General features: G+C 72.1%; 18 protein-coding genes, 1 tRNA gene and 1 pseudogene. 7 read left to right on the top strand and 13 right to left on the bottom strand.

Features of this window, described 5'->3' with window-relative positions; genetic code table 11:
- Nucleotides 1-69 precede the first annotated feature (69 nt).
- The 3 genes and pseudogenes from CFP66_RS09975 to CFP66_RS49895 all read left to right on the top strand — a co-directional run bounded on the left by CFP66_RS09975 (nucleotide 70) and on the right by CFP66_RS49895 (nucleotide 1,868).
- Complete coding sequence (locus CFP66_RS09975; RefSeq protein ID WP_304528763.1) at nucleotides 70-1,074, top strand: alpha/beta hydrolase family protein; 1,005 nt, start codon at nucleotides 70-72, stop codon at nucleotides 1,072-1,074.
- 79 nt (nucleotides 1,075-1,153) lie between these two features.
- Nucleotides 1,154-1,345 (top strand): annotated as a pseudogene (locus CFP66_RS49900) (SDR family NAD(P)-dependent oxidoreductase); the annotation flags it as partial.
- A 76-nt stretch (nucleotides 1,346-1,421) separates the two neighbouring features.
- Nucleotides 1,422-1,868, top strand: coding sequence for an SDR family NAD(P)-dependent oxidoreductase (locus CFP66_RS49895; protein ID WP_304528762.1), 447 nt, complete (start codon nucleotides 1,422-1,424; stop codon nucleotides 1,866-1,868).
- A gap of 198 nt (nucleotides 1,869-2,066) precedes the next feature.
- Here the strand turns inward: CFP66_RS49895 and CFP66_RS09965 are convergent, their stop codons facing one another.
- The 6 genes from CFP66_RS09965 to CFP66_RS47100 form a co-directional block, all read right to left on the bottom strand.
- Nucleotides 2,067-2,933, bottom strand: a complete 867-nt coding sequence (locus CFP66_RS09965; protein ID WP_094922485.1) for an alpha/beta fold hydrolase — start codon at nucleotides 2,931-2,933, stop codon at nucleotides 2,067-2,069.
- Between the two features lie 229 nt (nucleotides 2,934-3,162).
- Nucleotides 3,163-4,746 (bottom strand): FAD-dependent monooxygenase, encoded by a 1,584-nt coding sequence (locus CFP66_RS09960; RefSeq protein WP_094922484.1) that lies wholly within the window; start codon nucleotides 4,744-4,746, stop codon nucleotides 3,163-3,165.
- Nucleotides 4,716-5,636 (bottom strand): TIGR03560 family F420-dependent LLM class oxidoreductase, encoded by a 921-nt coding sequence (locus tag CFP66_RS09955; RefSeq protein ID WP_094922482.1) that lies wholly within the window; start codon nucleotides 5,634-5,636, stop codon nucleotides 4,716-4,718. The genes CFP66_RS09960 and CFP66_RS09955 overlap by 31 nt, the downstream gene beginning before the upstream one ends.
- 51 nt (nucleotides 5,637-5,687) lie before the next feature.
- Nucleotides 5,688-6,488 (bottom strand): DUF899 family protein, encoded by an 801-nt coding sequence (locus tag CFP66_RS09950; protein ID WP_233159288.1) that lies wholly within the window; start codon nucleotides 6,486-6,488, stop codon nucleotides 5,688-5,690.
- Between the two features lie 97 nt (nucleotides 6,489-6,585).
- Complete coding sequence (locus CFP66_RS09945) at nucleotides 6,586-9,750, bottom strand: LuxR C-terminal-related transcriptional regulator (protein WP_094922480.1); 3,165 nt, start codon at nucleotides 9,748-9,750, stop codon at nucleotides 6,586-6,588.
- A gap of 31 nt (nucleotides 9,751-9,781) precedes the next feature.
- A complete protein-coding gene (locus CFP66_RS47100; RefSeq protein WP_143517197.1) occupies nucleotides 9,782-10,024 on the bottom strand; it encodes a hypothetical protein in 243 nt (80 codons plus the stop codon).
- 49 nt (nucleotides 10,025-10,073) lie between these two features.
- Between CFP66_RS47100 and CFP66_RS09940 the strand changes: the two genes are divergently transcribed.
- A complete protein-coding gene (locus CFP66_RS09940; RefSeq protein WP_094922479.1) occupies nucleotides 10,074-10,580 on the top strand; it encodes a TetR family transcriptional regulator C-terminal domain-containing protein in 507 nt (168 codons plus the stop codon).
- A gap of 889 nt (nucleotides 10,581-11,469) precedes the next feature.
- Here the strand turns inward: CFP66_RS09940 and CFP66_RS09930 are convergent.
- Nucleotides 11,470-11,546, bottom strand: a tRNA-Pro gene (locus CFP66_RS09930).
- Between the two features lie 24 nt (nucleotides 11,547-11,570).
- The gene (locus tag CFP66_RS09925) at nucleotides 11,571-12,512 is read right to left on the bottom strand and encodes a metallophosphoesterase (protein ID WP_094922477.1); all 942 of its coding nucleotides are present in this window, start codon (nucleotides 12,510-12,512) and stop codon (nucleotides 11,571-11,573) included.
- Nucleotides 12,513-12,557: 45 nt separating this feature from the next.
- Between CFP66_RS09925 and CFP66_RS09920 the strand changes: the two genes are divergently transcribed.
- Nucleotides 12,558-13,028, top strand: a complete 471-nt coding sequence (locus CFP66_RS09920) for a GatB/YqeY domain-containing protein (RefSeq protein ID WP_094922475.1) — start codon at nucleotides 12,558-12,560, stop codon at nucleotides 13,026-13,028.
- Nucleotides 13,029-13,041: 13 nt separating this feature from the next.
- On the opposite strand, the gene topA is transcribed toward CFP66_RS09920, so the two are convergent.
- Nucleotides 13,042-15,885 (bottom strand): type I DNA topoisomerase, encoded by a 2,844-nt coding sequence (gene topA, locus CFP66_RS09915; RefSeq protein ID WP_369805002.1) that lies wholly within the window; start codon nucleotides 15,883-15,885, stop codon nucleotides 13,042-13,044.
- 253 nt (nucleotides 15,886-16,138) lie between these two features.
- Nucleotides 16,139-16,726 (bottom strand): hypothetical protein, encoded by a 588-nt coding sequence (locus tag CFP66_RS09910; protein WP_094922474.1) that lies wholly within the window; start codon nucleotides 16,724-16,726, stop codon nucleotides 16,139-16,141.
- Between the two features lie 144 nt (nucleotides 16,727-16,870).
- Here CFP66_RS09910 and CFP66_RS09905 point away from each other — a divergent pair, with 144 nt between their 5' ends.
- Nucleotides 16,871-17,269, top strand: coding sequence for a RidA family protein (locus CFP66_RS09905; RefSeq protein WP_094922472.1), 399 nt, complete (start codon nucleotides 16,871-16,873; stop codon nucleotides 17,267-17,269).
- A gap of 37 nt (nucleotides 17,270-17,306) precedes the next feature.
- Nucleotides 17,307-17,669, top strand: coding sequence for a helix-turn-helix domain-containing protein (locus CFP66_RS09900; RefSeq protein WP_094922471.1), 363 nt, complete (start codon nucleotides 17,307-17,309; stop codon nucleotides 17,667-17,669).
- Nucleotides 17,670-17,694: 25 nt separating this feature from the next.
- Here CFP66_RS09900 and CFP66_RS09895 read toward each other — a convergent pair whose 3' ends face one another.
- The 3 genes from CFP66_RS09895 to CFP66_RS09885 form a co-directional block, all read right to left on the bottom strand.
- Complete coding sequence (locus tag CFP66_RS09895; RefSeq protein WP_094922469.1) at nucleotides 17,695-18,300, bottom strand: hypothetical protein; 606 nt, start codon at nucleotides 18,298-18,300, stop codon at nucleotides 17,695-17,697.
- A 5-nt stretch (nucleotides 18,301-18,305) separates the two neighbouring features.
- Nucleotides 18,306-18,899: a hypothetical protein gene (locus CFP66_RS09890; RefSeq protein WP_094922467.1), complete on the bottom strand. Its 594-nt coding sequence runs from the start codon at nucleotides 18,897-18,899 to the stop codon at nucleotides 18,306-18,308.
- Nucleotides 18,900-19,035: 136 nt separating this feature from the next.
- Entirely contained in the window at nucleotides 19,036-19,581 is a 546-nt protein-coding gene (locus CFP66_RS09885) for a hypothetical protein (protein ID WP_094922466.1), read from the bottom strand.
- Between the last annotated feature and the right edge of the window lie 77 nt (nucleotides 19,582-19,658).

Raw genomic sequence — 19,658 nt, 5'->3', positions numbered from 1 at the left:
CCGGGCCGACAGCACGGACGCATTCCACGGTGCGCCGACTGTCCGACCACTATGCGACCAGGAGGACAAGTGAGCAAGTTCCGTCCCACTCGAAGGGGCGTGCTGAAGACCGTCGCCACAGCCGTAGCGGTCCTGGCTGTGAGCGCGGGCGGCCTCGTCACGACGGCGCCACCTGCCGGCGCGGTCGAAGGTGCCGCCGGGCTGGAGGTCGTGAAGCGTGACGAGCACGACCCGCGTATGAAGTTCTACGAGTTCTCCACCCCCGAGATCGGCGGCTTCAACCCCAGGGTCAACGTCCTGCTCCCGGACGGCTACGACCCGGGACACAGTTACCCGGTTCTCTACCTGCTGCACGGTGGTGGCCCCGGCCAGGACTTCATGGCGTTCGACGACTACGGCATTCGTCAGGGGACGGTCGGCATGGATGTCATCGTCGTGATGCCGGACGGCGGTATGGCCGGCTGGTACACCGACGCCAAGACCAGCAACGCCGGCAAGCGCAACTGGGAGACCTTCCACATCGACCAGCTGATCCCCTGGGTCGATGCCAACTTCTCGACCATCGGCAATGCCGAAGGTCGCGCGGTCTCGGGCTTCTCGATGGGCGGATTCGGCGCGTTGAAGTACATGGCCGCTCACCCCGACCTGTTCGACTCGGTGAGCTCGCACTCCGGCCCGGCGGACCTGCGCCACGATTTCGGCGTGGTCGGCCATTGGGCCAACGCGTCCTCGGCCGTCGTCGAACTGATGGGCGGCACCGCCTTCGGCGTGCCGTGGGACGAGGGGAAGGTCAGCAAGGAGAACCCGGCCGAGCACATCGACAGCTTCCGCGGCAAGCGGATCTTCCTGTCCGCCGGCGCCGGCCCCTTCAAGGACACCGACCCGAGCCGTCTCATCGCCGACGTCAACGAGATCGAGGTGCTCCCCAACCAGCGGGCGTTCCGCGCTCAGCTCGACAAGGCGGGCATCCCGCACGAGGGCCGCGAGCACGGGGCCGGCCACACCGTCGACAAGCAGAACTTCATCGACGATCTCCACGGCATCGTCGCGCACCTGTCCGGCAACGCTTCCTGACCCCGATCATCAGCAGCGCCGGGCCCGCCGCCGCCACGCGCCTCTGACGCCGACGACGGGACATCGCCGGCCGGTACCGGTGGTGGCGGCAGCGGTTCGGTCGGGGGCCTGCCTCGGTCCCCGACCGAACGGCTGGAAGGACGAGCCGCTCACCGGCAAGGTCGCCCTGGTCACCGGAGGGTCCCGCGGGCTGGGCGCCGCCACCGTCCGGCTCCTGGCCGAGCAGGGCGCCGACGTCGGGTTCACCTACGTCAGCTCGGAGGCGAAGGCGCAGGCCGTCGTCGACGAGGTTCGCGGCACGGGCGCGAAGGTCGCGGCCTTCCGGTCCGACCAGTGCGGCGGGCACGGTGGACGACCCGGAAGCCGACACCGCCGCGATGGACCGCATGCACGCCACGAACTACCGCGGCGTGATCGCGATCATCCGGGCCGCCTCCCGGGTACTGCGCGCGAACGGCCGCATCATCACGGTGAGAACGGGATTCGGCACCCGGGTCGGCACCCCCGGTGTCGCCGACTACGCGGCGTCCAAGTCCGGGGTCGAGCGGTACACCATGGGCGCCGCTCGCGACCTCGGATCCCGGGGCATCACGGCCAACGTGGTGCAAGCCGGGCTGATGGAGGGCGGGATGGAAACCGAGCCCGAGGTTCTCGAGGCGCTGCTCAGCACGCTGTCGCTGCAGCGCAAGGGCCATCCGCGCGAGATCGCCGCCGCGATCGCCTTCCTGGCGAGCCCTGCCGCCTCGTACGTCACGGGTGCGGTGCTGGACGCCCACGGCGGCTACAACGCCTGACCCGGAGCCGTCCCCGTGGGCGGGCTGTGGTCGCCGGAGGCCACACCAGTCTCGTGTTGGAGGCGGCGACCGGCCGGCGGCTCTCGAAGACCTGGGCCGCCGTTAGTCGTCGGTGCTCGTGCTCCACACCGGCTGTCCGGTCCGCAGGTTCCACGGCTCGACACCGCGGCACCCGCCACGCCGAGCAGTGCACGCTCCTCAAGGGGCTGACGCGCCCGGTCGGGGCTGCGGCGCCGTGCTGGCGGCGATGGCGTCGGCGAGTTGCTGTGGAGCGTCGAGCGGGACGAGCGTCCTGGCCTCCGGGACCTCCACGAAGCGGGCGTTGCGGAATGCGTGCTGCAGCCGACGGCCGAGCTTCGGTGTGAAGGCGCGGTCGGCGGTGCCCCACACAATGGTGACCGGGCCGGTGAACCGGCTGAGCCTGGTCGAGACGTCGAGCAGATCCTTGGGCTCGGCGGCCTTGAGGAACTCGACGGCGTCCTTACGGATCGCACCGTCCGTGAGGCTCGGCTCGATCCAGGACCTCGTCTGTGCGGGGTCGAGCTCGTTGGCGAGCAATCCCAGTCCCAACGGTGAGTGCCGGAAGGCGCGCCATCGCATCGGCTGCATGTTGATTTTCATCCTGGTCTCGCCCTTGAGCAGGAAGAACATGACGTTGAACGGGAACGGCGGGAACACGTCGAACGCGTCGCAATTGGTGAGGACGACCCGCCCGATCCGACTCGGGTCCGTGTCGAGCAGGAACTGGCACAGCGCGCCACCGGTGTCGCCACCGACGAGCGTGACGTCGCGTAGATCGAGCGCCTCGATGAACCGGAGGATCTGCCTGGCGACTCCGCGTGGTGACTGATCTGTTCCGGGCCTCACGGGGGTGCGGTGGGCGCCCAGCGGCCAGTCCGGCGCGTAGGAGCGGATGCCCTGCGTCGCCAGCAGGTCGGCAACACCAGACCAGAGCGTCCCGTCGATCAAGAACGGGTGGACGAAGAGAACCGGCGGTGCGGCCGTGTCGGCGGGGCCGGCGACCCGGAAGCTCACGACTCCGTGCGGAAGCTCGATCGATGTCACAGTGCGACTCCTCAGCGTGCAAGACCTACATTCGCGGGCTGATCCGGCATTGTCCGGGGAGCGCGGCTCGCGGAGCATCGGCCGACTGGTCAGGATCCGGCCGGGTGGACGATGTCGCGCCCGGGTGTGAGAACCGAGCGAACCCCGTGCGCGCTGCAAAATGGACCGCGTGCGACGCCACCGTGGGCGCCGCCGGATCGACACCCTCGCGGGACAGGCGCGATGCAGTTCAGATGTGCGCTGTCGCCCGGCGCAACGCCCGCACGACGGCCTCGGGAGAGGGTCGGTCGAGCGCGGCGGCGATGTGGGCATCGGGCCGCAGGACCCAGGTCTCGCCCGGTCGAACATCCAGTGCCTTCGCGAGCTCGCCGGTGTTCCGGAATTCCAGCACAGCCACCGGGGCCGGTACCGAGGCGGCGGCGACGCGCGCGGCCGCGGTATCCGCCTCGGTCAGCACGAGCACACCCTCGCGGGCAACCTCGCGAAGCCTCCGGACACCGGACGTCCCGTCGGCGACGCACACGTCTGGCACCAGCACACCCGGCGCCGGGGCGGGGGATCTGCCCCGCTCGGGTCGCCCGGAGAACGGCCGCGCCGGCGACGCGGTCGTCAGCGGGGAGTCGATGTACCAGAAGGGCTCGGCGAGCCGGCCCGAGTCGACCAGGTGGTGGGCGGCGGGGTCGGTCGCGGCCCGCGCCAGGACGTCACGGCGGTGCGCGGCCCGCGTCGCGTCGGGGGGCACCAGGAAGTTCATCGTGGCCGTGGTCACCGCGAGGTTCTCCCTGGCTGCGGCGTGCCGTTCGTGGTGATAGGTCTCCAGCAGCGTGTCCGGCGCCCATCCGCGGGAGACGAACGCGATCTTCCACGCGGCGTTCTCCGCGTCGGCCACTCCCGAGTTCAGCCCGCGGGCCCCGAACGGGGACATCAGGTGGGCGGCGTCCCCGGCGATCAGGACCCGCCCGACGCGCATCCGGTTCACACACCGTGAGTGGAACCGATAAACCGTCGTCCACCCGACCTGGTGGTCGACATCGCCGATGACGTGCCGGATCCGCCGGTCGAGGCCACCCGTCGCGATCTCGGTGGCGAGGTCGAAGTCGGGCGGGACCTGCCAGTCGATGCGGTAGCTCGATCCGGGGCAGGGATGGATCAGTACCTGCCGGCCGGGGTTCCAGACGGGGTCGAAGTGGAAGTGCCGTTCCGCCGCCCGTCCGAGGTCGGCGTGGACGTCGCAGGTGAGGAAGCGATCGTCGAAGGAGCAGCCCTCGAACGTGACGCCGAGCTGGTTGCGCAGGTCGGTGCAGCTCGGGCCGGCGCAGACCACGACGTAGGGCGTGCGGATGGTGGCGCCTCCCGCGCAGGTGATCCGCACCGCGTCCGCGTCCTGCGTGAGGTCGTCGACCTGGTGCCGCCAGCGGACGTCGATCAACGGCTGGCTCGCGATGCACTCGTCGAGGATCTGCTCGGTGCGCGACTGCGACAGGTTGACGAACGGCGGGAACCGCGAGCCGGGCGGGTCCGCCGGCGTCGTGGCGAACAGCTCGGTCCCGCGGTGGAACGTGCGGGCCGTCGCCCAGGTGAGGCCCTCCGCGGCGATGCGCTCGCCGGCACCGACCGACGCCCAGATGTCGAGCACATCACGTTGCTGGCAGATCGCGCGTGATCCGACGGGGTCGCGGCCGGGGCGCTGGTCGAGCACGAGTACGGGCAGACCCCAGCGAGCCAGCAGCAGCGCTGTGGTCTGCCCGACCGGCCCGTTGCCGATCACCACGACCGGGTCGCTCACACTGTGCTCCGTCGTGGTGTGCCGCATCCAGCGGTGCGTTCGATCTCGGTGATGGCGGGGACGGCGGCGGCGAGCGGGGCGAGGCGGGCGGGTGTCCAGGGCGCCGAGCTGACGAACACGAGGTGCTCGATACCGAGCGCCGCGGCCTCGCGGGCTCGTGCGGTGAGGTCGTGGGCGGTCTCGCGGTCGGACAGCCGGGTGCCCATCGTCTTCTCGATGTCGTCGTAGGGTCTGCCGACGTCGGCGCAGTGCCGGGCGAGGACGTCGAGGTTGTGCCGGACGGTGGTGCCGCCGTCGGGGATGTCGAAGACGTTGCAGGCGTCGGCGTAGCGTGCGACCAACCGCAGCGTGCGGCGCTCGCCCGTGCCACCGATCATGATCGGTGGTCGGCGCAGCGGGGCGGGCCGCCCGACCGGTCGGGCGAGCCGGTAGTGGGTGCCCTCGAACGGCGCGGCATCGCCTGCCCACATGCGGGCGGCGATCTGCACGGTCTCCTCGAGGCGCTCGAAGCGCTCGGCTGCGGGCGGGAGGGGCAGGCCCATCGCGTCGGCCTCCTCGGCGTGGTACCCGGCACCGATCCCCAGCCAGGCCCGGCCGCCGGACAGCGCGTTCACGGTGTCCACAGCCTTGATCAGGAGCGCGGGTTCGCGGAACGTGATGGCGCTGACGGCTGTGCCCAACCGGACCCGGTCGGTGACGGCGGCCAGGTAGCCCAGTGTCGTGTAGGCCTCGAGCATGTCGTGGTCGTCGGCCCCGACGGTCGGATCGGCCTGCAGGAGGTGGTCGGGCACCCACACCGTGTCGATGCCCACCTGGTCCGCGGCGGTCGCGATCTCGGCCAGCCGGCGTCCGTGGGTGTGCGGGTTCCCGGGCTCGCCGGGCCAGGAGTAGTTGTTGAGGCTGATGCTGACGCGCATGACGACGAGCTCCTCGGATGACGGGCCGGGACAGCTGGGTGCTCCGGACGTTCAGGTCAGCTCGTCGGAACGGCCGGCTTCGATCCGGGACCACTGGGCGATGGGGCGACCGTTCGTACGCCAGTGGTGCCGGCCGTGTTCTTCACTCCAGGGCTGGGGCCAGCCGTCGGGGGAGTCCTCCCAGGTCTCCTGGCGTCCGTAGACGGTCATGTCCAGCAGTCCGTGGGTGGGAGCCATGATCTCGACGCCGCGACCGCCGGTGTAGTAGGTCTCGAACACCCGCTCGCCGTCGCGGACGTAGAAAACGAGGTGGTGGCTCTGCCAGTCGCGACCCTCCAGCAGTTGCGCCGCCGTCTGCTCGACCGAGTACCACGGCATGTCCAGGCCCATGAAGTCCCGGTAGCGGATGCTCTCCTCGTACGGGCCCTTGCAGAGCGTGGCGTACGTGGCGTCGCGGGAGTGGATGTAGGACAGCTCGCGGACCTGGCAGTTGAAGAACGTGCAGCCCTCGCACTGCTCCGCGGCCGGCCGGCCGGGCCACCAGGCGTGGAAGTACGCGATGAGCTGCTTGCGGCCCTCGAAGACCTCGAGGATCGTGATCGGTCCCTGCGGGCCGATGACCTCGATGGTGGCGTCGACCTCCACCATCGGCAGCCGACGCCGCGCCGCCGCGATCGCGTCCCCTTCGTGGGTGTGTGCCTTCTCCCGTGCGAACAGTGCTTCCCGCGCTTCCTGCCAGGTCGTTCTGTCGACCACAGGTGGGAGGGCTGCGCTGGGTGCTCGGTCGTTCATGATCGCCTCCATGTGCCGTGTGCTGGCCTGGTCGACGTGCTCACGGAAGGTCCTCGTCATCAGGGGCCGCCTCGTGAAGCCATCGTGGACACGGCGGTCCGTCCGCGCATCGGCCGGCCGGCCGACCCGGCGCGTGCTGGGTGGCCGATGCGCGCGGCTACGCGTCGGGGTCGGCGTGGCGCGCGGCCGCGGCGGCGAGCTCGGCGCGGCTGGTGATCCCCAGCTTCGCGAACACGTGCGCGAGGTGGGTCTTGACCGTCGACCGGCTCATGAACAGCCGCGCCCCGATCTGCGGGTTGGTGAGGCCGTCGGCGACCAGGGCGACGACCTCGCGTTCGGCGCGGGTCAACCCGTCCCACCCGGTGACAGGTCGCCGCCGGGTTGCGCGCGAACGGACCAGGTAGGCGTGCAGGTCGTCACGCGAGAGCGCCGCTCCTTCCGCCATGGCGTCGGCGAGTGCGGCGGCGCCGAGGTCGGCGCGCAGCCGGGTCAGCAGCCCGTCGTGATCCGGCTGTTCGCCCGGGGGGCGCGGATGATCCATGCTCGTGCGGGCGGCGTCGCTCGCGCCGAGCACGCGAGCGGCCTTGCGAGGGTCGCCCGCTGTCGCCGCGCAGCCGGCGAGGGCGTCGTAGCTGTGCACGACGAACGTCCACAGTGATGCCTCTGTGCGGATGTTCAGGGCCTGGTGGTGCAGGTCCTCCTCCGCGCCCGGGGTCGCGGCGAGGAACGCCAGCTCCTCGAGCGCGTCCGCCCGGATGTGCGGCATGTCCAGTGTGGCCGCCAGCCGCAACGCCCGCTCGGCGTGGATCCGGGCCTCGTCGGTACGGCCCAGTCTGCGTTGCGCTGCGGCGAGGCCGGGCAACGCCTGTGTGACGTGCCAGTTGTCGGTCACGGGTTCGCCGAACCGGGCCGCGGTCTCGAACCATCGCACGGCCTCGGTGTGGTCGCCCGCCCACAGGCGCAGCTTGCCCGGCACCAGCGCGAACAGTTTCAACAACTCGGGGCCGGCCGCGGCGCTGACCGTGCCGAGGATCGGCTCGAGCAACCGTTCGGCGGCGGCGAGGTCACCGCGGAGCCCGGTGACCCAGGCCAGGTTGACCGTCATGTGCCCGAAGGAGTACAGGTCACCGAGCGGACGGGTCGTGGCCACCGCCTCCCGGCCGAGCCTCGTCGCCGTGCGCAGGTCCCCGGTGAACAGCGCTGCCCACACCTCCACCGCCAGGAGGAACCCGCCGACGGCGCGCTCGCCCCGTGCCCGGGCGGCGGCGAACCGGCCTCGAACCAGGGACGCGGCCTCGGCGTGCCGATCGATGTTGGTGCGCGTCCGCGCCCGAAGCAGGCATCCGGCGTCGACGACGAACGGATCGCCCGCCGTCAGGGCGAACCGTTCCGCCTCGCGACTGTGTCGCTCCATCGCCTTGCGGTCCGTGTAGAAGAGTCCCGCGCCCAGTACGAGGTGGCTGCGCCCCCGGTTGGCGTCGTCGTCGAGGGCGTCCGCGATCACCAGCGCCCGCTCGGCCAGGCGGCAGGCGTCGGCCGAGAGCCCACCGGCGATGGCGAGCAGCCCCGCGCCGGACAGCAGGGAGGCCTGGAGGGCGGTCCGGTCCTGGGGCGCGGCGGCAAGTGCCCGGTCGAGGAAGCCCCGGCCTTCCCGCGCGTGCGTGGTCAGGAACCAGAACCGAGCCAGTGCGGCCGCCAGGCGCCGGGCGCGATCGGGATCGCGCGCAGCGAATCCCCACTCCAGCGCGGCGCGCAGGTTGTCGTGCTCGGCCAGCAGCGCGACGCGCCAACGGTCCTGATCGCGCTCCAACCTCGGCGCGGCGGATTCGGCGAACGCGACGTAGAAGTCGAGATGGCGATCGCGCAGCGCCGCCGACCGTCCCGCCGCCTGCAATTCGCGCGATGCGTACTCGCGGATCGAGTCGAGCAGGCGGAACCGTTCGGCGGTGCGCGTCTCGACGACCACGAGGGACTTGTCGATCAGCCGGGTGATCCCGGCGAGCGTGTCGCCCCCGCAGACCGCGGCGGCGGCTTCGGCGGTGAACCCTCCGGAGAACACCGACAGCGCGTGCAACAGCGCCTGATCCGACGCCGCCAGCAGGTCGTGGCTCCACCCGATCGATGCGGCCAGCGTGCGGTGCCGGTCGTCCACGCCGCGCGGGCCACCGACGAGCAGCCGGAAGCGGTCGTCGAGCCGGGTGGCGATCGCCGACGGGGTGAGCACCCGCGTCCACGCCGCGGCGAGCTCGATGGCCAACGGCAGGCCATCGAGGCGACGGCAGATCGCCCGCACCACCGCATCCTCGCCGGGATCGGCCGGGTCGACGCGCACCAGCGCGGCGCGATCGCCGAACAGCCGCGCGGCGTCGTCCGCCTCCAGCGGCGGTGTACGCCACACCAGCTCGCCGGCCACGCCGAGCCGCTCTCGACTGGTGGCCAGCACCGTGGCCTCGGGGCAGGTCGTCAGCACCTGGTGCACCAGGTGTGCGCAGGCGTCGAGCAGATGCTCGCAGGTGTCCAGGCACACGAGCGCGTGGCGCCCGCGCAGCTGGGCCGCCACAGCCGACGCGACGTCACCGGAGGGATCGACGAACGCGTGCACCGCCGACGCGAGCGCCCGCGGGACCAGGTCCGGGTCGGTGATCGAGCTGAGGCCGACCCACCACACCCCGGCCGGGGTGCTGTCCGCCATGCCGGCGGCGAGCTGCCACGCGAGCCTGGTCTTCCCCGACCCCCCGGCCCCGGTCACCGTGACGAGCCTGTGGTGCTCCAGCAGTTCGCGCAGCGTGGCCAGCTCGGCCACGCGCCCGACGAAGGTGGTCAGCTGCGCGGGCAGGTTGTGCGCCGGTCGTTCGGCGTGGCCGGCCGAACTCGCGCCCGTGATGTCGTCGTGGATCAGCTCGAAGGTCGGCTCGGGCCCGGTCCGGCCGGGCAGGGAGCGCGGTCCGAGGTCCCGCAGCCACGCGCCGGTCGGCAGTGCGTCGGCTACCGCGGCCCCCGCGTCGGCCGAGAGAACCGTGCGCCCCGTACCCGACACCGCGACCAGCGCGTCGCACGTGCGGAACGCGGCCTGGGCGTCGGCGTCGGCATCCATGTCGGCGACGTGCACGCCGGCCGTGACCGGGAACCGCCGCTGCGCCGCCAGCACGGCTGTGGCGGCCTCGGCCACCGTCCGGAACAGGCACAGCACCGCACCGTCTCTCCGCGGACCGACGGTGCGTCCCCCGCTCGCCTCGAGGACGTCGCGGATCGCGGGCGGGTGCTCGGACATGACCAGCACCAGCGCCGGGCGGCGGATGGCGGGCCCTTCCAGGTCAGTCATGTCAGCTCGACCTCCTGGACGATGGTCCGCGTCAGGTCCGGTGCGCGACGGCCGAACCGGACGGGTCGGGCTCGGTGACGTGCAGATCGCGCCAGACAGTGTGGGTGTAGACGAGGTTCCGCGCCATCAGCGTGCCGATCGTCCCCCACCGCAGCGCCTCGGAGAGCCACACCATGGTGTCGATGGGCAGCGAGTAGACCAGCGGGATCCGGACGAGCGACGCCGCGCGTCGGCCCGGCTGTCGAACAGCTCGTCGAGCGCCGCAGCGCGCCACGGTTGGCTGGTCTGCGCGGCGGACAGGCCGGCCGCCCGATGCGGAGTCGGTGGTCCGCGAGACGCTCGCCGAGATGTTGCCGCTCGGCCCGGAGAGCCGTACCGGGCTGCTGGTGCACGTCGCCTACCTGGCCCGTGCCGTGCACGACCCGCGGCTGCGCGCCATCACCGTCGACGGGCTACGCCCGTTGCGGGACCTGCTCGCCGAGATGCTGCGGCGTGCCGCCGGTGCCGGGCAGCTGGCTACGGGCCGCGACCCCGACTCCGAGGCGATGACGCTGATCTGTCTCGCCGAGGGCGTGTCGAACCACGTGCTGCTCGAGACGCTCACCCCGGCCGAGGGACATCGCCTGGTCGAGACGCACCTTGCGGGCCTGTTCGCCACCTCCGGTCGATGTCGTGGCGGGATCCCCGCGGAGTGGCAGGCGAAGACGACCAGCGGTGCGCGGTCGCAGGGTAGAGCGGCGATCCGACCGGTGCGCTCGTGCCCGCCTGACGCCTCATGGGGCGCTACGACGACGAACGGCCTGGCTGGAAGCTCCTCGCGGGGCCTCTGACCGTTTGTGTGTCGGGGTGACAGGATTTGATCCTGCGACCTCTTCGCCAAGGCTGAGGATCGTCCACGACCTGTGCGAATCAACAAACGTGCACGTCGAGCCGACGAGCTCACCAAGGAGGTGCTGAACCGGCCCAGCGGGGCAGCAGGTATGCGGGGCCACGGGGCCGGTTCGGGGTGCCGCCGAGCTGACCGCTTCCCGGGTTGCGCGGGAGTCGTTCGGGCTCCGGTTCTGCGGGTGAACGGAACACCAGCGCTGTTCGATCATGGCTGGAGGACTCTGGTGTTCCGTTCACCCGGGGATTCGCTCCTCGACCAGCGAGCTGTCGTGGCAGCGGGCGTCGTCCTGGCGATCATCGGGGCGGGCCGGTGTGCGAGACGCACAGGAGCGCGGTCGCGAGGACGCTGCCGTGCGACTCGCACCGAGACGACGGTCCTCGGCCCTGATCAGGACGTGGTGATCCGTCCGAGAAGCACGCCGAAGCGGCGCCGGCCACCACCTGGTGCGACTCGCGTAGATCGGTGACGTGCTGGTGCTCGCCGGTCCCGGCGTCGGCGGCCTGCTGGTCGTGCTGTTCGGCCCGGCGTCGTCGGTGCTGTTGCGCCGCACGGCCTCCGGCACGCACACAAGACGCTCATGCAGGAGCTCGGGACTCCGCCGCCGCTGATGGATGAGCGGATGGGGTCATGCGGACGGCACCGTGCAGGGTCGCTACTCCCACGTGACGGCCGCGATGCGCCGCCGGCTGCTCGACGACCTGACCGAGATGTGGAAGGGCTGCTGGCGGGGCCGGAGGCTCCCGCCAAACAAGATCGTCTCCCAGAACCTCATCAAACGGCTCAGGGCCGGTCCTCCTCTGCGAAGGAACCGGCCCTGAGCTGGCGTTTTCTGGTCGGGGTGACAGGATTTGAACCTGCGACCTCTTCGTCCCGAACGAAGCGCGCTACCAAGCTGCGCCACACCCCGATGGCCCGAGGGCCGTGGACGAGTCTAGCCGACGTCCGCGCGAGCCGACGCGGGGGTGGCCCGCTCCGCGGTGGTGACCGACGGTCGCGGCACGAGGGTGAGCAGGCTGGCCTCCGGGGGGCAGGCGAAGCGCACCGGAGCGAACGGCGACGTGCCCAGGCCGGCCGAGACGTGCAGCCAGGTGTGGGAGCCCCAGCGGGACGCTCCGCGGGCCCGGGAGCGGTCGATGCCGCAGTTGGTGACGAGGGCGCCCACGCCGGGGAGGCGCAGCTGCCCGCCGTGGGTGTGCCCGGCGAGCACGAGGTCGTACCCGTCGCCCGCGAAGCGGTCGAGCACCCTCGGCTCGGGGGAGTGGGTGAGGCCCAGGCGCAGGCCGGCGTCGTCGCCGGGGCGCCCGGCCACGCGGTCGTACCGGTCGAGCCCGAGGTGCGGATCGTCCACGCCGGCGGTGGCCACGTCGACCCCGGCGACGGTGAGGGCGGCTCGTGCGTGCGTGGCGTCGTGCCAGCCGCGCTCCAGCAGGGCGGCGCGCAGGTCGCGCCAGGGCAACGGTGCGCCGTGCTGACGCCGGGAGCTCTTGACCAGGTAGCGCGCCGGGTTCTTGGGGGTGGGCCCGAAGTAGTCGTTGCTGCCGAACACGAACACGCCCGGCCGTGACAGCAGCGGGCCGAGGGCGGCGACGACGGCCGGCACGGCGCGCGGGTGCGCGAGGTTGTCGCCCGTGTTGACGACCAGGTCGGGCTCGAGCTCGGCGAGCCCGGCGACCCAGCGCTGCTTGCTGCGCTGGTTCGGCGTGAGGTGCAGGTCGGAGATGTGCAGGACGCGTAGCGGGCGTGCGCCGGCCGCCAGCACCGGGAGCGTGGCCTCGCGGAGCGTCCAGTGGCGGCGTTCGAACCCCGCGGCGTAGGCGACGGCGGCGGCGCCCGTCGTGGTCGCGCCGAGTGCGAGCCGGGCCCAGCTGTTCACGTCTGCAGGGTACGTCGGCGGGCCGGTGCATTAGCGTGCGCTCCCGTGAGCACCCTCAAGGAGCGGCTGCGGAGTGATCTGACCGCGGCGATGAAGTCCAGGGACGAGCTGGTGAAGGCCACCCTGCGGATGACGCTGACGGCGATCGGCAACGCCGAGGTCGCCGGCACCGAGGCACGGCAGCTGGACGACGACGAGGTCCTCTCGATCGTCGCCACGGAAGCGAAGAAGCGCGCCGAATCGGCGGAGGTGTTCTCGGCCGCGGGCCGGGACGAGCTCGCGGCTCAGGAGCGCGCCGAGGGCGAGGTGCTGGCCCGGTACCTGCCGGCGCAGCTGTCCGACGACGAGCTGGACGTGATCGCCCGCGAGGCCGTGGAGCAGACCACGGCCGAGCTGGGCGAGCGGCCCGGGCCGCGCCAGATGGGGCAGGTCATGAAGAAGGCCACCGCAGCGGCCGACGGCCGGGCCGACGGCCGCCGCGTGGCAGCGGCGGTGAAGGCGCTGCTGGCGATCTGAGCGCGCCCACGCTCTACTTGGCGGGTGCCTTCTTGCGAGGGGCGGCCTTCTTCGCCGGTGCCTTCTTCGCGGGCGCCTTCTTCTTCGTCGTGCCGGCCTTGGCGCGCCGCTCGGCCAGCAGTTCGCTGGCCCGCTCGTCGGTGAGGGTCTCGACCGCGTCGCCCTGGCGCAGGGACGCGTTGGTCTCGCCGTCGGTGACGTACGGGCCGAAGCGACCATCCTTGATCACCATCGGCTGGCCGGTGGATTCGTCCTTGCCCAGCTCGCGCAGCGGCGGGGTGGCGGCCGCGGTGCGCCTGCCCCGCTGCTTGGGCTGCTTGTAGATCTCCAGCGCTTCCTCGAGCGTGACGCTGAACAGCTGCTCCTCGCCGGTGAGCGACCGGGAGTCGGTGCCCTTCTTCAGGTACGGCCCGTAGCGGCCGTTCTGCGCGGTGATCTCCTCGCCGCTCTCCGGGTCGGTGCCGACCAGGCGCGGGAGCGACAGCAGCCGCAGGGCCTCCTCGAGCGTGACGGTGTCGGTGGCCATCGTCTTGAACAGCGAGCCGGTGCGCGGTTTCGGCTTCGCGGGGGCCTTCTTCTTCGCGGCGCCGTTCGTCGCGGCGGGCTGCTCCGGCTCCGGGAGGATCTCGGTGACGTAGGGACCGTAGCGGCCCTCCTTCGCCACGATCTCGTGCCCGGTGACCGGGTCGACGCCCAGCGAGCGGCCCTCCTGCGGCACCGAGAACAGCTGCTCCGCGATCTCCGGGGTGAGCTCGTCGGGCGGGAGGTCGTCGGGCAGGTTGGCCCGCTGCGACTTGTCGTCGCGCATGCGCTCCAGGTACGGCCCGTAGCGTCCGACGCGGACCACGACGTCGTCGAACACCGGCACCGAGTTGATCTCGCGGGCGTCGATCTCCTCCAGGTTGACGCCGACGAGCTTCTTCAGCCCGCCCGCTCGCGCCACCGAGCCCTCCGCACCCTGGGCGGCGCCGAAGTAGAAGCCCGACAGCCAGTCGGTGCGCTGCTGGTTGCCCTGCGCGATGGCGTCGAGCTCGTCCTCCATGGTGGCCGTGAAGTCGTAGTCGACCAGCCGGTTGAAGTGGTGCTCGAGCAGGCCGATCACGGAGAAGGCGACCCAGGACGGCACGAGTGCCTGCCCCTTCTTCCACACGTAGCCGCGGTCCTGGATGGTCTTGATGATCGACGAGTACGTGGACGGGCGGCCGATGCCGAGGTCCTCCAGCGCCTTGATCAGGCTCGGCTCGGTGTAGCGGGACGGCGGGTTGGTGGCGTGCCCCTCCGGCGTCAGCTCCGCCGCGGTGAGCGCCTGGCCCTTCGTGAGCTCCGGCAGCCGCGACTCGGCGTCGTCGGCCTGGCCGTCGCTGCCCTCGTCGAGGGTCTCCACGTAGGCCTTGAGGAAGCCGGCGAAGGTGATCGTGCGACCGGACGCGGCGAACGTGACGTCCTCGCCGGTGGCCGCCGTGCCGGCGATCCGGATGCTGACGGTGGTGCCGCGCGCGTCGGCCATCTGCGAGGCGACGGTGCGCTGCCAGATCAGCTCGTAGAGCCGGAAGTCGTCGCCGTCGACCTCGCCGGCGACCTCGCCGGGCGTGCGGAACGTCTCGCCTGCCGGGCGGATCGCCTCGTGGGCCTCCTGCGCGTTCTTGACCTTGCGCGTGTACTGGCGCGGCTGCGGCGAGACGTACTCGTCGCCGTACAGCTCGCGGGCCTGCGTGCGGGCGGCCTGGATGGCCGTGTCCGACAGCGTGGTGGAGTCGGTGCGCAGGTAGGTGATGTAGCCGTTCTCGTAGAGCCGCTGCGCGCTGCGCATCGTGCGGTCGGCGGTGAACCGCAGCTTGCGGCCCGCCTCCTGCTGCAGCGTGGAGGTCATGAAGGGCGCGTAGGGCTTGCGCGTGTAGGGCTTGGACTCGACCGACTCGACGGCGAGGTCGCGGCCCTGCAGCGCCTGCGCCAGCCGGCGGGCGCTCGCCTCGTCCAGCGCGCGGGCGGCGTCCTTGCGGCCGCTGCTCTTGAGCTGTCCGTCGGGCCCGAAGTCACGGCCGGTGGCGACGCGCGTGCCGTCGACGGCCACCAGGCGCGCCGGGAACTGCCGCGGCGAGGCCTCGGCGCCCGCGTCGAGCTGGGCGGCGATGTCCCAGTAGGAGGCGGAGACGAACGCCATCCGCTCGCGCTCGCGCTGCACGACGATCCGCGTGGCCACCGACTGCACCCGGCCCGCCGAGAGCCGCGGCATGACCTTCTTCCACAGCACGGGGGAGACCTCGTAGCCGTAGAGCCGGTCCAGGATGCGGCGGGTCTCCTGGGCGTCGACCAGATCCTGGTCGAGGTCGCGCAGGTTCTCCACGGCCGCGCGGATGGCGGACTCGCTGATCTCGTGGAAGACCATCCGGCGCACCGGGATCTTCGGCTTGAGCGTGTCGAGCAGGTGCCAGGCGATGGCCTCGCCCTCGCGGTCGGGGTCGGTGGCGAGCAGGATCTCGTCGACGTCCTTCAGCGCGTCCTTGAGCTCGGCGACCTTGCTCTTCTTCTCCGGCGTGATGATGTAGAGCGGCGCGAACTGGTTGTCGACGTCGACGCCGAGGCGCGCCCACGACTCGCCCTTGTACTTCGCCGGCACGTCGGCCGCCCCGCGGGGCAGGTCGCGGATGTGGCCGACCGAGGCCTCCACGACGTAGTCACGGCCGAGGTACTGCTGGATCTTCTTGGCCTTCGTGCCGGACTCGACGATCACCAGCCGTCGCGTCGGTCGCCCGCTCGCGGCGGCGGTGGGCGTACCGGTACCCCGGCCGCCACCCGCCTTGCGGCTGCCCGCGGCCTTCGCGGTCGAGGGCTTCGCACTCGTCGTTCCGGTTGCCACCTGGTCCTACTCCATCGTCTACGGCTGTCTTGGCACCGCGCCACCATGGCACGCGCACCGGCCGTCCTTGCCGGCCGACCGTGCCGGGTTGCACGGGGCCAGGACACCGAGTATGCGTGGCCGCGGAACCGGCTTGTGCCGGAACCTCACGTTCGCACACCCACCCGCCGTGTTGCGCTGATCACACCGGGCTGCGGAACCGGGATGGGATCGGCGTGCTGCCGACCTGCGCCGCGAGAGCCTAACGAGCCCGTCAAGACGCCGTTCTCCCCCAGTACCGCGGCCAGCCGGACATGTCTGCCCGCGGTGGGACCGGCCCCACCAGTTCGACCAGCCTACGGACGCGGCGGGTGCCGCTGATGCGCAACGCGCTCCCCACCCGGGCCGGCGGGATGCCCGCTCGGGTGGTGGCCGCGACCAGCGCGAGGTGGGTCTCGGGTGCGTGCGGGTCGAGTGCCAGTAGGTACCCGCCCCGCTCGTCCGGACGCCCCGCGGCCAGTGCCCACAGGCGTAACGCCCGGCCGTCCAGCTGCCATTCCGGGGGCACCGTCTTGACCGATCCCCGGGTCCAGGCGCGCGCGAGGCCGACGAGATCGCAGCGGAACGCGGTGCGCACCGCCGTGGCGCCCGTCTCCGTGCGGACCGTGCTGACGGTGATCCCGGTCGCCGCGCAGGCGGCTGCGACGGCGGGAGCGCGCGCGGGATCGTCCAGGACGATCGAGAGCCGCGCCTGGTCACCGGCCCCGAAGCGGCTGATCTGGCCGGGCCCGCAGAGCAGTCCCGCCAGATCGCTCACCTGTGGAGGGCTGACCTCCGCGGAGAACATCGACAGCTGCGACACGGAACACAGAGTAGAACACGCGTTCGATCTGCGGTATGCCCGTTCGCGGCGCGTCGGCCTGACCTGCTCGCTGTACGCAGGTGTAGTAAGGAGAGAAGAAGACCGTACTTGTCGCCGTGCACGCGGCGGCCGCACGCTGGCGTCATGACCGAGACCATCACCCGGCAGCAGGTGAGCACCGATCCCGACTGGTACGAGCCGTACGCGATCTCGCAGGCGATCCGAGCGGGCGACTTCGTCTTCGTCTCCGGGCAGGCCGGGATCGACGAGCACGGCACCACGGTCGGCGAGGACTTCGACACGCAGGCCCGCCAGGCGTTCGCCAACCTCGACCGCGTGCTGCGCGCCGCGGGTTCCGGCCTGGAGCACGTCGTCAAGGTGACGATCCTGGTCACCGACATGGCGGTGATCGACCAGGTCGTCGCCCTGCGCCGCGAGTACTTCACCCGTCCCTACCCGGCCGACACCATCGCACAGACCCCGGCGCTCGCCCGGCCCGACTGGAAGATCGAGATCGAGGCGATCGCCCTCGCCGCCGGATAGGCTCGGCACGGCCCGCACACCCGTCGAGGAGGCCACGATGCGCGACACGGTCGGACGCGCCGCGCAGCGTTGCCCCGTGGAGCTCGCGATGGAGGTCGTGGGCGGCAAGTGGAAGCTCGTCATCCTGGAGCACCTCGGCACGGGCGTGCACCGGTTCGGCGAGCTGCAGCGGGCCCTGCCCGGGGTCACGGCGCGGATGCTCACCCGCCAACTCCGCGAGCTCGAGGCCGACGGGATCGTGTGCCGCACCGTCTACGCGGAGATCCCGCCGAAGGTCGAGTACCGGCTCAGCGACCTCGGGCGCACGCTCGCCCCCGTGCTCGACGGGCTGCGGCACTGGGGCGAGGACTACCGCATCGGGCTCGGCATCCCGGGCGACGCCGAGCGGGCACCGCGGTAGGGACCCTTCCCTCCTCCCCGGAGTACTAGCGGGGAGCGGCCGTTCCCAGCGCCGACAGCTGCCGGCACGACTCGGCGCGCTCGGCCGCCCGCTGCAGGCGCGGGGCGTCGCCGAGCTGCCCGACCGGATTGGGCGGGGTGACCTCGGTGAGCGCCGACTCCGCCCGGGTCAGCGTCGACATGAAGCCCGCAGGGTCAGCGGGGTCCATCGTGTCCACGGTGCTCTTGACCTCGGTGAAGTCGCCCTCGAGTGCGTCGAGCTCCGCCACGGCGCGGCTCACGGCGTCGTCCCCGGCGGGCTCGGGAGCCATCCCGACCTCGGCGAGCTGGGCCTTGCCCTGCCGCACACCGGTGACGACCCCGCCCAGGTACTCGCTGAACTCCCGCTGGACGGCCGGCAGATCGGCCGACGCCGTGAAGTCGGGTGCGGACGTGGCCGGCGTCGCGAAGCTCAGCACCGCGCCGCAGACGCGGTCGGCCCAGGCCACGGGGTCACTGCCCGGGCCCTCGGCCGGGGCGGGCGCCGGATCGGCGATCGGAGCACCGTCGAGGGTGGTCGTGCAGCCCGCGGTGACCATGACGGCAGCGATGAGCGCGCCGACCAGGGCCGGGCCGCGCGGAGAGCGGGTCATGCGCCTCAGCCCTCGAACTCGCGCTCGATCTGCTGGCAGTTGGCCGCCTCCTGGCCCGCGCGATCCAGCTCGGGGCTGGCCTGCAGGTCGGCCATGGGGTTCGGCATGGCCGCGAGCTTCTCCAGCGAGCCGACCGCGGCGGGGACCTCGCTGAGGAGGGCCTGCCGGTCGTTCACGTCGACCGCCTCGATGCGGGTGCGGGCGTCGTGGAACGTGCTCTCCAGCGACGTGAGCGTCTCGCCGAGCTGGTCGACGACGTCGTCACCGCCCGCCACCGGCGACGGCCCGGCAGCGTCCATGCCGTCGACGGCCGACCCGGCGGCGCTCTCCGCCTCGTCCAGATAGCCCGTGATGTCCTCGACGAGCTCGGCGGGGCTCGAGGCCTCGGACGGTTCCGGCGGCGTGGCCGCCGTCCGGACGAACGGCAGCAGGGAACCGCACACCTGGTCGACCCAGGCCACTGCGTCTCCGGAGCCCTGTGCGGCCGGTGCGGCACCGCCCGCGGAAGCGGCGCCCGAGACCGTGGACGTGCAGCCGGTACCGAACGCCATGGCCGCGACGGCCGAGAGGAGAAGGACCGACGGGGTGGAACGGGGCATGCGTCTGCTCCCGGCGCTGGGGACGTGGTCGCGAACAGTGTGCCCGTCCGGCCGATCCGCCCTGCACCGACCCTCACCCGGCCGAGGGAACCGGCGCCACCGTGCGGCTCAACGCGACGCGCGGCAGCCCTCGCCGTCAGCCGGTCGGCGTACCCGTCGACCGCAGGTCGCGGCATGCGGGGGCCTGCTCGGCCGCCGTGCGGAGCTCGTCGTTCTCACGGAGGCCCTCGGTGGGGTCGGGCAGGCCCTGCAGCTCCTGCAACGGTGCCACCGCGGTCGGGAAGGCCGTGGCGAGCGCCGCGGGGTTCGAGGTGTCGACCGTGGCGAGTTGCGCGCGGGCGGACTCGAAGCCCGACCGGATGCTCTGCAACGCCTCCTCCAGGCGCGCGACGTACTGGTCGCCGCCCTCGACGGGGGAGGGGCCGACCGCGTCCAGTGCGGAGAGGGACCGCTGGACCTCCTCGGAGGTGGAGCCGAGGTAGCTGCGCACGCCCTCCACGGACGCCGCCGGGTTCGCCGAGTCGACCTGAGGCCCGGTGGAGGCGGCCCGGGTGAAGCCGCTCAGTGCTCCGCAGACCCCGTTCGTCCAGGCCACGGTGTCCTCGCTCGCCGCGGCGTCACCGCACCCCGCGGCGAGCGCGGCGAGCACGGCGAACGTGCAGATGGAGTTGCGGGTCCTCATCGGTCCTCCCGGCAGGGCGGTAGTGACGCCCGCCCGCCGGCGGCCTTCGCAGGCGGACTGCCCTTCTAACGACGGAA

The organism is Pseudonocardia sp. MH-G8 (assembly GCF_002262885.1).
GTDB lineage: Bacteria > Actinomycetota > Actinomycetes > Mycobacteriales > Pseudonocardiaceae > Pseudonocardia.
Note: the sequence above shows the minus strand (reverse complement) of the source record. Positions and strands in the feature narration are given on the sequence as shown.